This window comes from Pirellulaceae bacterium (assembly GCA_029243025.1).
Taxonomy (GTDB): domain Bacteria; phylum Planctomycetota; class Planctomycetia; order Pirellulales; family Pirellulaceae.
Map to the genome: position 1 here is coordinate 104,942 of JAQWSU010000042.1, position 14,400 is coordinate 119,341.

General features: G+C 52.9%; 12 protein-coding genes. 7 read left to right on the forward strand and 5 right to left on the reverse strand.

Features of this window, described 5'->3' with window-relative positions; translation table 11 throughout:
- Nucleotides 1–43: 43 nt before the first annotated feature.
- Nucleotides 44–1,456, reverse strand: a complete 1,413-nt coding sequence (locus tag P8N76_18425; protein MDG2383655.1) for a PEP-CTERM sorting domain-containing protein — start codon at nt 1,454–1,456, stop codon at nt 44–46.
- Between the two features lie 420 nt (nt 1,457–1,876).
- Here P8N76_18425 and P8N76_18430 point away from each other — a divergent pair, with 420 nt between their 5' ends.
- Together P8N76_18430 and senB are read left to right on the forward strand one after the other, a co-directional pair.
- Entirely contained in the window at nt 1,877–3,202 is a 1,326-nt protein-coding gene (locus P8N76_18430; GenBank protein ID MDG2383656.1) for a Gfo/Idh/MocA family oxidoreductase, read from the forward strand.
- 82 nt (nt 3,203–3,284) lie between these two features.
- Nucleotides 3,285–4,232, forward strand: a complete 948-nt coding sequence (gene senB / locus P8N76_18435; GenBank protein MDG2383657.1) for a selenoneine biosynthesis selenosugar synthase SenB — start codon at nt 3,285–3,287, stop codon at nt 4,230–4,232.
- Here the strand turns inward: senB and P8N76_18440 are convergent.
- Both P8N76_18440 and rnc read right to left on the reverse strand, forming a co-directional pair.
- The gene (locus P8N76_18440; protein MDG2383658.1) at nt 4,229–5,236 is read right to left on the reverse strand and encodes a hypothetical protein; all 1,008 of its coding nucleotides are present in this window, start codon (nt 5,234–5,236) and stop codon (nt 4,229–4,231) included. The genes senB and P8N76_18440 overlap by 4 nt on opposite strands.
- Before the next feature lie 48 nt (nt 5,237–5,284).
- Complete coding sequence (gene rnc, locus P8N76_18445; protein ID MDG2383659.1) at nt 5,285–6,019, reverse strand: ribonuclease III; 735 nt, start codon at nt 6,017–6,019, stop codon at nt 5,285–5,287.
- Nucleotides 6,020–6,348: 329 nt separating this feature from the next.
- On the opposite strand from rnc, the gene P8N76_18450 reads away from it, so the two are divergent.
- Together P8N76_18450 and mgtE are read left to right on the forward strand one after the other, a co-directional pair.
- Nucleotides 6,349–7,653, forward strand: coding sequence for a hypothetical protein (locus P8N76_18450; protein ID MDG2383660.1), 1,305 nt, complete (start codon nt 6,349–6,351; stop codon nt 7,651–7,653).
- A gap of 203 nt (nt 7,654–7,856) precedes the next feature.
- On the forward strand, nt 7,857–9,200 hold the full coding sequence (gene mgtE / locus P8N76_18455; protein ID MDG2383661.1) for a magnesium transporter: 1,344 nt from the start codon (nt 7,857–7,859) through the stop codon (nt 9,198–9,200).
- A gap of 90 nt (nt 9,201–9,290) precedes the next feature.
- On the opposite strand, the gene P8N76_18460 is transcribed toward mgtE, so the two are convergent.
- Together P8N76_18460 and P8N76_18465 are read right to left on the reverse strand one after the other, a co-directional pair.
- Complete coding sequence (locus tag P8N76_18460) at nt 9,291–9,629, reverse strand: hypothetical protein (protein ID MDG2383662.1); 339 nt, start codon at nt 9,627–9,629, stop codon at nt 9,291–9,293.
- 141 nt (nt 9,630–9,770) lie between these two features.
- Nucleotides 9,771–10,886 (reverse strand): glycosyltransferase family 4 protein, encoded by a 1,116-nt coding sequence (locus P8N76_18465; protein MDG2383663.1) that lies wholly within the window; start codon nt 10,884–10,886, stop codon nt 9,771–9,773.
- Nucleotides 10,887–11,289: 403 nt separating this feature from the next.
- Between P8N76_18465 and P8N76_18470 the strand changes: the two genes are divergently transcribed.
- The 3 genes from P8N76_18470 to P8N76_18480 all read left to right on the forward strand — a co-directional run bounded on the left by P8N76_18470 (nt 11,290) and on the right by P8N76_18480 (nt 14,357).
- Nucleotides 11,290–11,949: an HAD family phosphatase gene (locus P8N76_18470; GenBank protein ID MDG2383664.1), complete on the forward strand. Its 660-nt coding sequence runs from the start codon at nt 11,290–11,292 to the stop codon at nt 11,947–11,949.
- 143 nt (nt 11,950–12,092) lie between these two features.
- Nucleotides 12,093–12,860 carry a hypothetical protein gene (locus P8N76_18475; GenBank protein ID MDG2383665.1) on the forward strand — a complete coding sequence of 256 codons (768 nt, stop codon included), beginning with the start codon at nt 12,093–12,095 and terminating at the stop codon, nt 12,858–12,860.
- 204 nt (nt 12,861–13,064) lie between these two features.
- Complete coding sequence (locus P8N76_18480) at nt 13,065–14,357, forward strand: glucose-1-phosphate adenylyltransferase (protein ID MDG2383666.1); 1,293 nt, start codon at nt 13,065–13,067, stop codon at nt 14,355–14,357.
- Nucleotides 14,358–14,400: the final 43 nt, after the last annotated feature.

Below are 14,400 nucleotides of genomic sequence, written 5' to 3' on the forward strand. Positions count from 1 at the left end.
GTTCAAACCCGCTGCCGAGCGAAATGGTCAAGAGGTCAATGCTCTAGCGACGTCGCCAGAAGAGTAGGAGCCCGGTTGCAAGAAGTACCAGGCTGGACGGTTCCGGGACAGCTGCAGCAGCTGGATTCGGTCCGCCAGGTCGCAATCCGGCATCGTATCCGCCGTTGTTGAAAGCTGCGACGAAGTCGCCTGAATTGAAACGGCCATCGCCGTCCCAATCGCCCTGGTTCCAGGTGGCGTCGGCATCTTGCTCATATTTCGCTGCAGTAAAGACGACCACAAAGTCGCCACTGTCGAAACGGCCATTCAAATCGGCGTCACCCATCCAGGTATTTTTTAGTTCATTGACCCACAGGACGCGATCATTGGTATCGACAACACCGTCGGCGTTCTCATCAAAAGCCAAATCTTGCGAATTGATGGCGGCAGCTTGGAGATCCAAGTCGCCGGCGTCTAAGGCACCATTTCCGTTGTAGTCACCCCGTGGTCCGCCGGTTACAGGTTCAATGACGCCTTCGGCAATCGAGATGAAATCGAGATCCCATGCACTGGCGCGAGACGTTCCTGGGATACCAATGGAAAGTGGCCCCATGCCACCGCCGTCGCTGCGAATGCCGGCTGTCACGTCAAATTCACTCGCTTCTGTACTTCCATTTGTGTAAACGTTAATTCGATGGGAACCAGGGCCATCGGGTGTGCCCTGAATCGTGATCCAGAATTCCTGCCATTCTGAAATGTTTTCGATCTCCAAGAAATTCTCATCGCCGGCACCCGTGTCACCACATCCTTTGCAGGCTATGTCTTCACTCAAATCATTCAATAGCAAACCGTTCTGGCCTACTCCATCGCCTTCCTCTGTGGTCAAAGCGAACCCAACCGATCCCAAGTTGAACGGTTGAAAGAGGCTGATGTGGGCCGTCGAATCGAATTCGATGATGTGTTCGCCAAGGCCGTCAGTGGGCCATTCGTCATCGGCGCCGCCCCCGTCCGGATACCAGGGGTCGATGGGACCCGTGGCGGCAGTCGAGATTCGACCGCGAAATGAAAAAGTGAAGCCATCTTCTAGGAACTCTTCACCGATCCCATCCAAATCAACAATGTCTCGGTCGAAAAAGATTTTGCGATTGCTCGGATCTCCACCGATTCCTGTTTCATCCACATAGTCACGCGGATCCCCCGTGTCCTGGATGCGAATAAAAGTTGTGTCGCCTTCCTTTAGCGCGGAGACACCGCCAGGTGCGTCTTCGCCGATGTCACTCCCATCCCATGAGTCCGAACCGCCGCCGAAAGTCCATCCGCCATCGAGCGCTTCGCCGGGATCGTCCAACCTCGAATCTCCGTTGTATTGATAGCTCCATCCGCTTGCTGGGTCGCCGTAGGCCAATCCGGCCCAGGTCGTTTTGCCGCTAATCAGCAAAGTTGAAGCTACCAAAGTGGTCCATAACAAGCACTTCATCGTTTCGTCCCTTTCGCTGCCATGTTTGCGTTTACAAACTGATTCATCCAGAGCTGCCTATCCGGTGCCCAGTTTAACGAGATGACAAGGGAAATCCAACTTTTCGATAGGAAAAAACAACTTGTTTCTGACTAATTGGGTGGGGGTAACTTGGAGTCGTTTCGGTGTGGAGTCAGAATGACGGCGTTTCTGTGATTCGTTGGGCTGGAGGGAGCCATTCCACTTTGTCTGCGATTGCGGGCGTCATGATGAACGATTGGTGGAATCCCCCAAGTGATTTGGCCCCGAACAAGTTCACTGCCAAAAAAATCGGCCGAAAAAAAACGAGATTTAGGGCGTTCGATGTTCCAACGATGGTTTTCTTTCAACTAAAATGACGGACACAACTCGTGTTTAAGTTTTGTACAAGGACTAGGTGTTATGACTGAGCATCGTTCGCTAGGCGCATCCCGAAGAAGTTTTCTCAAGAGATCAGCCGTGGTCGCGTCGACGGTCGGTATGCCATCGATCGTTCCGGCTTCTGCATTGGGGCTGGGCCCCCATGTAGCCCCGAGCAACCGAATTGCTCTGGGGTTCATCGGTACGGGTGGCAAGGGACGTCATAACATGGGGCAGTTCTTGGGTTTCGACGACTGCCAAGTTGCGGCGGTTTGTGACGTTGACTCGGGCCATCTGCAGACCGCGAAGGCTCAGATTGATAAGCGATATGGAAACAATGATTGCCTGGCGGTAGATGATTTTCGTGAGTTAGCGAGTCGTGATGATTTAGATGCGATCTGCGTTTCCACGCCCGATCACTGGCATGCGTTGGCGACAATTGCGGCTCTGAACGGCGGGAAGGATGTTTACTGCGAAAAGCCACTCGCAAACTCAGTTGCGGAGGGACGCGCGATCTGTCGCGCTGCTGCCCTCAACGACCGGATTGTCCAGACCGGTAGTCACGAACGATCGGGGGAAAGTCGACGTCACGCCTGTGAGTTGGTTCGCAATGGACGAATTGGAAAGCTCCATACCATTCGCATTAACTTGCCGACAACCGATGCTCACCATCTGAATGTCAAAAAGTGGCTTGGCGAACAACCCGAAGGACCCGCCCCGGACGGGCTCGATTGGCAGATGTGGTTAGGTCATACACCCGATGTGCCCTTCACCGAAAAGCGTTGCCATTTCTGGTGGCGATTTATCTTGGCGTATGGCGGTGGAGAGATGACTGATCGAGGAGCCCACGTGATTGATCTTGCTCAATTGGGTGCCGGCAAGGATGATACGGGACCTGTGGAGTGCATCGCGAACGGGACCCAAAATCCATCTGGCATTTTCGATGCCTACATGGATTATGTTTTTGTCAATGTTTACGACGATGGTTTGAAAATGATTGGCTCCACCAAGGGACCCCGTGGTGTGAAATTCGAAGGGGACGAGGGCTGGATTTTCATTCACGTTCATGATCCTCTCGTGGAGGCCAGTGACCCACGGATTTTAGAATCTAAAATTGGCAGGCGAGACATCCAGCTGGGTCGCAGTCCTGGGCACCATCGTAACTTTATTGATTGTATGAAAAGTCGCCAAGAGCCCTTAGCGACGGCGGAAATTGGGCATCGAACAGGATCTATCTGCCATCTCAACAATATCTCGATGAAGCTAGGTCGTCCCATCCGTTGGGACCCGGTCAATGAGGTGATCATCGACGATGAAGAAGCGAATGCACTGCTTGCGCCGAGGATGCGAGAACCTTGGAGCCTCTAGCCACTGAGGGCTCGTTGGCTTGATGCAGGCGACGTTCGAGAAGGGACCGTTGTCTTGTTGAATTCAGCGAAGGGACTCGTTGATGCGAATATTGATTGTGACACCGGGTGTTCGCGGTTCGCGAACCGGAAATCAAATTACGGCTTTGCGATGGGCGCGGATCCTGCGCGGTTTACGCCATTCGGTCGCGATCGCGTCAAGTTATGAAAAGCAAGCCTGCGATCTTTTGATCGCGCTTCATGCTCGGAAGAGTGCGGGGACGATTTGTCGATTTCGGCAGGCGTTGAATTCTGTTCCCCTGATTGTCGCGTTGACCGGTACCGATTTGTATGGTGACTTGGGGCGATCGCCCGCTGCGCGAAAGAGCATCGACCTGGCCGACTATGTCATCTTGCTTCAGCCTGCTGGCATCGAGCCGATTCCCGAGAGGCTGCGTGCCAAATGTCGGGTGATTTATCAATCGGCGATTGCTTCGTCTCCTCGCCGCCCGCTCAAGCGATCTTTTGAGGTGGTCATATCGGGGCATTTGCGGCCAGTGAAAGATCCGTTCCGAGCGGCCTATGCGGTGCGGCATCTGCCCATCGATTCGCGGCTTTGTATTACCCATCTTGGTGCAGCGCTGAGTGCGGAAATGAGGCGGCGCGCCGACTTAGAAATGCTGCGCAATACACGTTATCGATGGTGGGGGAATGTGCCTCACTGGCGTTCCCGGCAGTTAATTGCCCGCGGCCGAGCTTTAGTTCTGAGTTCAAGAATGGAAGGCGGCGCGAGTGTGATTGCTGAGTCCATTGTTAATCGTACGCCCGTGATTGCCTCCGACATTTCGGGGAATCGAGGCATGTTGGGAGCTGACTATCCCGGATTATTCGCTTGCGGTAATACACTTGAATTGCGATCCATGTTGTGGAAAGTTGAGCAGGACGTGAGTTTCCGAAATGAACTGCGACGACGGGTAACGGCGCGGCTCCCCAATCACTCACCGATGACCGAGCAGCGTAGTTGGCGAAAACTAATTAGCGAACTGAGCTAATTCGTATGGGGAGTTTGTGTCAATGTTTTCATTCGATCGACCGCTGGATTTGCCTGAATGATTATTTCTCGCCTCGATTTCCCGTTGTCGATTTCAGCCGTTTGTGGATCGGTTTTTCCGATGCGGCTGAAACGTAACAGTAAGGCGCCGGCGCATTCCACCGCCTTGGGCGATATTTGTCCCGACACCAAAACGATGGGGCCCGGAAAATTTTGCGGCGAAATAAGTACCGTGGAAATAGGAGGAGTTGTTTTGTGGAGGGAGCGCAAAGCATCATTGTCAGACGCATTTCTCCCGACGATGATCTTGGTCTTGGCATCGAGTCGGAAATGGCGACCATGCTTGAGTGATTCGAAATCCCAAACGGCATTCATCTGGTTGTATTGAAGTAGGTCGAAGACCTTGCGACCGAACGCAGGTTCGGTAAGTGCGCATCCGGAGGCGATCTGAGGGATTTGTTTGACGCCCAATTCTCTCGCGAGTTCGATTAACCCTTTTCGACTGCTACCGGTGAAGCCATAGAGTTGATTCCGATCAACCAGTCCGGATCGCTCCGGCAAGGTGGGTGGTAAGCACAAGGCGGATAAGGGACGCAGCAGCTGGTCGTCAAGCTGGGAATGGAACGAAATGATTTCGAGATCCCGTCGCTTTTGGTCTTTGGCTCGCTGACCAATGATTTCGCCGCTAATCAGAAAGTCAGCTTCACTTTGACGCATGCATTCCGCCGCTTTGCGAAACATGTAGATGCGGCAATCGAGGCAAGGATTGGCACCGCGGCCATAACCAAAACGTGGGCTTTCGATTAGCTCGAAGTAGTCTGCGTCCGGTTTTATGATCGTCAGCTTGATGCCAAGTGTGTGGGCTGCTTGGGCCGCTTCATGATGGCAATTGGTGTAAATTGTTTGAAAGTGCAACGCTTCGACGTCAATCTCTTGGAGCTGCATTAAGCGGATTGCAAGCAGGCTGTCGAGTGCACCAGAGAGTAAAGCAAGACAGCCAGGCATGCCTGTGGGGTAATCTTTAGATTGGTTGTGGTGCTGCTTCCCGACGTGTCAAGCGTCAGCAAGGAAAGGAGGTTGATTTCCGTTTAGATTGGCGAGTGCATTGCCCGCAGCTCGCTGTTCCGCCGCCTTTTTATTTTCGCCCCAGGCTGGAGGAAATGTGCGATTGTTGAATTGGGCAGCCACGCAAAATCTTTTTTCGTGATCCGGACCCCGTTCGTCGATCAGATGATAGGTTGGGGTTGCACCAAAGTCCCGCTGAACCAGTTGCTGCAACATCGACTTGTAGTTGTCATCGGTTTCACCGGAGGCAGCTAGATCAATTTCTTCCTGCATGGTACGTCGCACAAATGAACGCGAGGCTTCATTGCCGCCATCGAGGTAGATCGCTGCCACCACCGACTCAAAGACGTCTGCCAACAACGACCGAGGCACAGGTTGTTCGGTCGAGATACCCTTGCCAACGATCAGCATGGGTTCGAGATCCATGCGGTGACTTAATTTGGCACAAGTTTGGCGGCTCACGACCACTGACTTGATACGTGTTAGCTGTCCTTCGAGTAGCTCGGGAAATTGTTGAAACAACATTTCGCAGACCACATAGCCCAGAATCGCGTCGCCCAGGAATTCGAGACGTTCGTTCGATGCAAGACGATGTTGCGCGCCGGAGGCATGTGTTAAGGCTGCATGCAGCAGCGATTTGTTCTGAAATGTGTAGCCGAGTCTCTCTTCACAAAGCTTCAAATGCTCGGAGATGTCGGAAGAAAACTCGGCGTCAGAATCCATGAACTAGCTCGATAGATGTAGCGGATGAGGGGTGCAGCGGAGGGAGGTGGCGGGCCGCCAAAAAATTGAATTCGCACGCTGATTTAGTCCCCACCCTAGTCTGGGACCAATACTATGTCAATTCGAGCTGTCGAAGATGTTCCGGACGCTTAGCCTGAATTGGAGGCTGGATCCGACTCCGTGAGACGATGAACTTGACCTTGATGGGGACGAGACCAACAATGCTACGTCACGTCAGCCGTGGGAGACGAGAAAATCGCATTTCAAGGTGGCTCGTCTGTCGTGGTGATACGCTTAGTTGAAAAACATCAACGCAGGGGTTGTGGTTCATGATTCAGCTTCCCCGGATCGCCATCGGCTCGATTCAGCAGAATACAGAGATTGAACCGTTCTTGGGCGCTTTGTTGCAGGTCTTGCGTCAAACAGTCGTCGACGCCCAAGTCTTCCGGTCGCAGTCGCGTTTTGTCGCCGTTGATGCGGGTCGCATTGTAACGGGTAAAGGTCAGCGACATCTGGACAGCTGGCTGATGTCGCCTGACGCGTGTCGACGAGCCTTCAGTTATGGCAGTCAGGGAGCGGATTTGTCGATCGTCGTCGGTCCGTACTCGGATGTAAGCCAGCGTGACTACCGTGGTGGCACACTGGGCGCCCTCTGCAATTGGCTCGAATTGCCCCAGGCAATTCTGCTTGATGTGTCTCAACTTGGCCACTGCCGTTTGCCACAACTGCCCTCCGAGGCCCGTGGCCTATTCTTGACCGGAGTGGGGTCGATGGACGACCTCTATCGCTGGCAAACCTATCTGGAATCCCACTCCGATCTCCAATTTCTGGGGGCGACGATGGATTCGGAGATCCTACGTCATCAGTGGCATAATCGGTCCCTCGCGGGGGGCTGTCCCAAGGAGTTGATCGATCTGCTGGCGGACCAACTGTCCCGCTCTTTCCGCTGGGATCGATTATCTGAACTTTCCCGACAATCGGTGCCGAGTTGGACCGACGAGCTCGCGATCACTCCGACGTTTGGTCGGTTTCATTCCGGAGTTGCAATCGCTTACGATGAAGCTTTCAACTGCTACTTCCCGGACACGCTTGATGCGTTGGAGAGGCAAGGCGCCAAAATCTGCGACTTTTCGCCGCTGCGAGGAGATAAATTACCGCGAGGGTGCGAAACAGTGTTATTTGGATGTGGTCACCCAGAACGTTTTGCACCTCGATTGTCGCGGAACCACTGTATGAAACAGGCGCTGCACCAGCACGTCAGAGCGGGGGGGCGTGTTTATGCGGAAGGGGGCGGTCTATCCTACGTTTGTCGAGTGTTGAAGTGTCGGCATGGTCGATACGAGATGGCCGGTCTTCTTCCGGCTGTTGTTCGGCAATGTCACCGTGATTCGGCCCCGGTTGAGTTTCGCATGGCTCGTACCAATTGGCTTGCTCCCGCCGAGACAATCGTACGGGGATATGAAAATCCTTGTTGGCAACTGTTGGCAAATCAAGGGTTGAGAGATTACAGCGATGGTCGTCTGCAAGTGGTCGGTTGCCGTGGCGTGATCGGGAGCCGTCTCCATCTTCATTTTGCTTCCCAGCCGAGCATGCTGAGAAATCTTCTCCATTCGGGTAAAACGGTGGATTGTTAGACGATTGTCGGTCTTGCGTCCAATTTCGGCTCGAACAACCGATTCGCCTGAGTATGCTGAAGGCTTTCGTTCACCGGAACCAAAAACGTTTTTGCACTGGCCTTTTCCCTTTGGGTGACGCATCTTAAAGTTGCGGATACCTATCGGACGGATCGAGACACGGCATTTATCGCGTTGCGCCGCTTTTTCACTGGATTTCACTCATGATTAACACGCTTTTTTTGCCCGAACTCCGTGAGATGCTGAGCTCTCATAATGCGGCCGATTTAAGCGAATTCTGCGAAGCGATTCATCCGGCAGCAACGGCCGATTTCATGTCAGGGCTGAGCGCCACCGAGGCTTGGCAAGTCTTGCAGCATGCATCGTCGGAAACGCGGGCCGAAATCTTTCACTATTTTGAACCCGACCGCCAAATCCGGATTCTCAAAAAGCAGGATCGAGGGCAAATCGTTGAGTTACTGACGATGATGGCGCCCGATGATCGAGTCGATCTGCTGAATGAAGTGGATGACAGTCTTGCCCATGAACTCGTTGCTCTACTACCCGCTGACGAGCGACGGGAAACGCTTCGGCTCAGTGCCTATCCCGAGGATACGGCGGGTGCCGTGATGACCACGGAATTGGTCAAACTGTCGGAAAACCTCACGGTCAGCGAAGCGCTCGATGAGCTGCGGAAGTTAGCGAAAGAAGCGGAAACAATCTACTACGTCTATGTGGTGGATGAATCGGACCATTTACGGGGCGTGCTTTCAGCCAGAGACCTTATCTCCTCGCTGTCGACTCCGAATCGCTTACTTCATGACATCATGGAAACGGAGCCCATTACGGTTGATGCCTATGATGATCAAGAAGATGTGGCTCGAAAGGTTGCTCAATATGACCTGTTGGCGATCCCGGTGGTAGACGAGCAGCACCGAATGCTCGGTATTATCACGCATGATGATGTGATCGATGTGGTTCGTGAAGAAGCGACCGAAGATGCTCAACGCATCGGTGGTGTGGCTCCGCTGGAAGCCGGATATTTGCAGACGCCCATTTGGAGATTGTTTTGGAATCGAGGCATCTGGCTGTTACCGCTTTTTTTTGCCGCTTTGCTGACGGCCGGGGCGATTCACAACTATGAAGTCCAGCTCGATAAGTGGAGCTTTCTGATTTGGTTTCTTCCGCTGGTGATTTCATCCGGAGGGAATTCTGGAAACCAGTCGGCAACTCTCGTGATTACTGCCTTGACGAATGGGAATGTTCGTTTGGGAGATTGGTTCATGGTGATCGCGCGAGAGTTCACGATGGGCTTGCTACTGGGGGGCGCACTGGCAATGGTTTTTCTTCCTGTCGGGTTTACTGTCGCCCCCGATGCTGTCCTGGTGGTCCCGCTGACATTATTGCTGGTTGTTGTTTGCGGTACGCTGGTAGGCTCTGCCTTGCCGTTGATTTTTCAAAGGTTAGGGCAAGACCCGGCTCTGATGAGCAATCCGTTTGTTGCCGGAATTGTTGATATCGTGGGGATCATTATCTACGTCAACGTGGCGATTATGATCTTGAGCTAGTTGCTCTGCCTTGACGAGTTTTGCCGAGAAGAGTGGCGTCGAGTTGGGGGCAACCCGAGCTGAAGTTAGAATCAGCTTTTGATTAGCTCATCAAATATCGAGCGCAGGTTCGCCCAGATAGAGCTCAAGAATTTGGCTCTGAACCTTGATGGCTCGGATCAAAACCCAAATCTGTTCGTTACTGAATTTGCTGGGATCTGATTGAGCCAGCTCCTCGAGTTCTGCGGTCATGGCCGCATGTTGGTCCGTTGCTGCTTGTAACCGCAGGCTCATTTCACGCCAGGCCGCTGCGACCGTGTCGGGATCAGCTAAATCGTCGACGCAATCACTGGCGTTTGATAGCAAGAGGCAGAGTCGAGCTATTTGAGTTGTGTCGGCGTTGGGCTCGAGTTGTTCAATTTTTTGAGCGAGTGTTTGGCAGTCAGTCATCGTTAGCTAAGTCGGGGTGAAGTTGCCATCAGAACGAATGCTTGGTGGTTTCCGGATCCCTCGGTTCACGCTGAATTTTCTTCCGTCAATGTGATACTTTAGCTTAAGAAAACGACGATGAAATCGACATGGAAATTTGGTCTAAAGCTCTGTGGTGAGTGCGTGGTAATGTTGCATCAAATGGGTGGCCGCTCGTTGTTTCCCGAAAACATCGTTCGCTCTTTTCCTCGCCATTTTCCCCATCATTTCTCGCTTTCGAGCGGAGTTGAGCAAATCTTGCAGGATTTCAGCAGCATGGATCGGATTGCTCGGGCGGAGCAAGGTGGCCGAGCCACTTGCTGGGGGGAAGATTTCAGATGTACCACCAACATCGGTTGCCACAATGCAACATCCACTGGCAGCCGCCTCCAGCAGCACGCGTCCGAGGGGTTCCTGACGAGCGAAATGGGCGAGAATGGTGAATTCTGGCAGCAACTGTTCGACATCGTCCCGGCGTCCGAGAAAATGCACACGACCGGACAGTTGTTCGTTGGCAGACTGATGAAGCCGGTGCTCATATTCAATTGCTTCCGCTTTTTCCGAGTGGCGCTGACCGACGAGCACAAGGTGCGGCGTCGGCTCACTTATCTGTGCTGTTGTCGCCAGAAGTTGATCAACTCCTTTCCGCATGCCAATTTGTCCGATACTACCGATCAGTGGGGTTGATGCGGCTAAGCCCAATTCTTGGTGCAAAAATCCGGTGGGCTCGCGAGGATAGAATCTCATCAGATCAACGCCATTGTGAACGACATGGATTTGTTCCGCTGGAAATTTGGCCTTTCGGTACCAGTCTCGCGTGGCCGAAGAAACGGCCAACAATCTTGTATGCGCCAGCACATCGCCGGCGGCCGTTTGGCTCAAACGCATCATATCCCGCAGGTGTCCAAGGCTTGGAATTCCCAAATCACGGCAAATCGGACCCGACAAGCGGCTCATCGACAGGCTGTTTGCGTGAATTAGATCGGGTTGCACTCGTTGGATGATCTGCTTCAGCTGCTGTCGTCGTTCATCTTGACTCGCTTGACTGGCAGGTAAATTGAAAGGCAGTAGGGAAACGTTGAGTGCCTGAAGGTGTTTGGCCAGATCACCCTCTGCCGGCGCAGCCAGGTGGATCTCGAAATGACGGCTGACCTCTGGTAGCACGCTTAGCAGCGAATATTCGCCTCCGTTGAGCGTCGCATATTCAAGCAAGATCAAAACACGAGTTTGCAGTGGCAACGTGTGGCTCCTCGAATGCCTTTGTGGTCGCTATTTTAAGAGGCCTTCCGACGCTGCTCAAAACGTGCGGTGCCCGAATGGTCTTGTGATCAACTCTGGTTGTCATTTCGCCTGTTAATAGCTGCTGAGTTTAATCGTTTTCCTGCCGATCGTGGGGCGAATTCATGAGCTTCTCGCTGGGCCAGCGAGTCAATGGCCCTTCTGCCCCCGCATCCTGAAACGCGGGTTGTTCAACTGCGGGCGCCGATGATCGAAAACTTTGGTAAACTCGTGGCCCTCGTTTGGCCGTTGCCTTGGTCACCCGTTTTGTCGCTCGAATAAACAATTGTTGAGCGTTTGACGTGGCGTTCTGGCTCGGTCCACTGGCAGGATCGGCCGCATTTGATTTTAGAAGGGAGCTCTTTTGACGAAACCGCCAAGCCTGGCTGCCGTGGCGTTCGATCTTGATGGATTGATGGTGAACACCGAAGAGTTGTTTATCCAAGTCGGCACGCAGATGATCAACCGTCGAGGATTTGATTTAGATCTTGGTCTGCTTCGACAGATGATGGGCCGTCCAAGTCGCGTCAGTCTGCCACTCATGATCGACTGGTATGGACTGTCAGATTCGGTGGAAGAACTCGAAAAAGAAACGGCGGAGACGTTTCAGAGTCTCCTCAGCGATCAGTTGTCACCGATGCCAGGACTAGTGTCATTGATTCAATATCTGGATGAGAACCAGATCCCGAAAGGGATTGCCACCAGCAGTCGGCGCTCTTTTGTCGAACGTGTGTTGGAGATTATTTCGCTGCCCACAGAATTTGACTTTGTGTTGTCTGCCGAAGATGTAAAAAATGGCAAGCCAGATCCTGAAATTTATCAGCTGGCGGCAAAAAGATTTAAGGTGGCTGCTGAGCGAATGATGGTATTGGAGGATAGTGAGGCGGGGTGCCAAGCAGCGCTCGCTGCAGCGGCCTTTGTTGTGGCGGTTCCCGGCGATCACAGCGTGGGGCACTGCTATGACGGAGTCCAATTAACGGTAAACAGTTTAGCCGACGAGCGGATTCTAGCCGCGCTTAAATAGCGTGGGGTGCTTTTCACTTGACGTTTAGTCGACGGCACTGTTAGACTCAAGCAGGCAGTCAATTCGCTTCGCCGACGAGGGCCAATGCAAGGGCCTCGTTTCTCTTGGCGAGGACCGTGGCAAAACATGGAAGTGGTGCAAGGATGTTAAAAACTCTCGGCTGTGTCTTACTCAGTTCTTCCGAAGCAACTCCCATTTCGAATCAGTTGGGGCCGTTTGCCAGCCGACAGCTGGCTGGGACACCACTCGTCGATTGGGTCGTCCGGCGAGCGACTGAGGCACAGCGTCTTTCCGATGTGGTCGTGATCATTCCAAGTGGATGTAACGAAACGGAGTTGCAGGAGCTCGTGCCGCCCAACGTCCGGATCTTTGTCAGTGAGAAGAGTGACGGTTTAGCTCAGGTATGCGATTGCTTGGAGTCTTTTCCTGCGGAAGCAGTCGTGCGGATCCGGATCGAGTCTCCACTCGTCGATCCGAGTCTCTTGGATCGGTTAATTACAGCGTTAGAAGGTGAGTCTTCGACCGACTATGCAACTTTCGCCTCGACGGATGGAGCGAGCCTACTGCACGCCCAACTGGGACTGATCGCGGAATACTGCCGAGCTGCGGCCTTGAAGCGTGCCAATCTCAGGGCGACCGAAGCTTGTCATCGATCCGATCCGATGCACTTCGTTCGAAATCATCCGGAAGAATTTGTGTTGAGATTACTGCCAGTGCCCAAGGAGTTAGACCGGGACGATTTGCGACTCTCGCTCAAAAATCAGGAAGATTGGGAGCATGCTGAGCAGGTGGTGGAAGCCTTGGGGGCGGATGAGCTGGATTGGCATCGGATTGCTCGATTGCTTGATCGGCAGCCCGCGCTACGTGAGCGAATGGCCGTCTTGAACCGGAGTGAAGTCGCCAGGTCTTGAACGCAGCAACTCTGTTTGTTGTCGCGCTCCGGGTTGATCGAAGCTGACTTCCGCTGTTATCCTAAAAACAATGGTCGGCTGAGGGGTCCTGGCCGCCTGTCTTTTGATGTACGCCTGTGTGGTCTGAGCGATTGTATGGGGTAGGCAAACTACAGCTCTTTATTGGCTCTTGGGATTTCGGATCTCGACGCTTAGGGAAATTCTATGCGAAATGTGATCACACTCGTGTTGGGTGGTGGCCGTGGTAGTCGCCTTTATCCGCTGACAAAGGTTCGGTCGAAACCCGCTGTGCCGTTGGCTGGAAAATATCGTCTGATCGATATTCCCCTCTCGAATTGCATCAACAGTGATTTGCGGCGGATCTATGTTTTGACGCAGTTCATGTCGGTGAGCTTGCACCGTCACATTCGCCAGACCTACCGATTCGATTCGTTCAGTGCTGGATTTGTCGAGATTCTCGCCGCGCAACAGACCATGGATGGGACGGATTGGTACGAAGGGACTGCCGACGCGGTCCGGAAAAATGTGCGATATCTTGAGCAGTCTGATATTGATTATGTGGTCATTCTATCCGGAGATCAGCTCTATCGGATGGACTATCGGGAGATGATGAAGACGCATATCGAAGCCAACGCCGACGCCACGATTGCGGCGATTCCAGTTGATCGCAAGGACGCTGCTGCACTTGGGATCATGCGAATCGGCGATGATGGAAGTGTGCATGGCTTTGTTGAGAAGCCAACAACTGACGAGCAGCTAGGTCCCGTCTTGATGGATCCAGCATGGATCGAGGCGCGGGGTATTGAAAGTCGAGGACGTGAATGTCTTGCAAGTATGGGAATCTATGTTTTTAATCGAGATTTACTGGTTGACGTGTTGCGAAGCACTTCCTATCAAGATTTCGGGAAAGAGATTTTCCCAACGCTGATCGAACCCAAAAACGTCCAGGTCCACCTATTCGATGGTTACTGGGAAGACATCGGTACCATCCAGGCTTTTTACAACGCAAATCTGCAATTGGCCACGGATAAACCACCCTTCGATTTGATTTATCCTGAAGCGCCGCTTTATTCACGTGCGAGATTTTTGCCGCCTTCACGACTCGATGGAGTCAATATCCGTAACAGTCTAGTCGCGGACGGTTGCCGAATTTCACCAGGGGTGAAGATTGAAAATAGCGTGATTGGCTTGCGTTGTACGATCGGTGAAAATGTGACCATTCGTGATTCGATCATCATGGGAGCCGATGAATACGAGACGAATTCAGAATTGCGAGATGATGATCGTTTGGATCGGCCACCGATTGGTATTGGAGCGGATTCGTTAATCGTCGGTTCGATCGTTGATAAGAATTGTCACATCGGACGGGGCGTGAAAATTGTGCCCAGATCAGATTTTCCCCAGGGGCTTCACGAAAGCGGACCTTGTGCCGTCTGTGATGGGATCCCTGTGATTCTCAAAGATGCGATCGTTCCGGATGGTTGGAATTTGGAATAGGAAAACGAGCGTGCCATCAGCCGGGATATTCACGATGACTCTC

Excerpts from the sequence above, each read along its gene's own strand:
- P8N76_18425 (MDG2383655.1), bottom strand. The coding sequence starts at position 1,456 with ATGAAGTGCTTGTTATGGACCACTTTGGTAGCTTCAACTTTGCTGATT.
- P8N76_18430 (MDG2383656.1), top strand. The coding sequence starts at position 1,877 with ATGACTGAGCATCGTTCGCTAGGCGCATCCCGAAGAAGTTTTCTCAAG.
- senB (MDG2383657.1), top strand. The coding sequence starts at position 3,285 with ATGCGAATATTGATTGTGACACCGGGTGTTCGCGGTTCGCGAACCGGA.
- P8N76_18440 (MDG2383658.1), bottom strand. The coding sequence starts at position 5,236 with ATGCCTGGCTGTCTTGCTTTACTCTCTGGTGCACTCGACAGCCTGCTT.
- rnc (MDG2383659.1), bottom strand. The coding sequence starts at position 6,019 with ATGGATTCTGACGCCGAGTTTTCTTCCGACATCTCCGAGCATTTGAAG.
- P8N76_18450 (MDG2383660.1), top strand. The coding sequence starts at position 6,349 with ATGATTCAGCTTCCCCGGATCGCCATCGGCTCGATTCAGCAGAATACA.
- mgtE (MDG2383661.1), top strand. The coding sequence starts at position 7,857 with ATGATTAACACGCTTTTTTTGCCCGAACTCCGTGAGATGCTGAGCTCT.
- P8N76_18460 (MDG2383662.1), bottom strand. The coding sequence starts at position 9,629 with ATGACTGACTGCCAAACACTCGCTCAAAAAATTGAACAACTCGAGCCC.
- P8N76_18475 (MDG2383665.1), top strand. The coding sequence starts at position 12,093 with ATGTTAAAAACTCTCGGCTGTGTCTTACTCAGTTCTTCCGAAGCAACT.
- P8N76_18480 (MDG2383666.1), top strand. The coding sequence starts at position 13,065 with ATGCGAAATGTGATCACACTCGTGTTGGGTGGTGGCCGTGGTAGTCGC.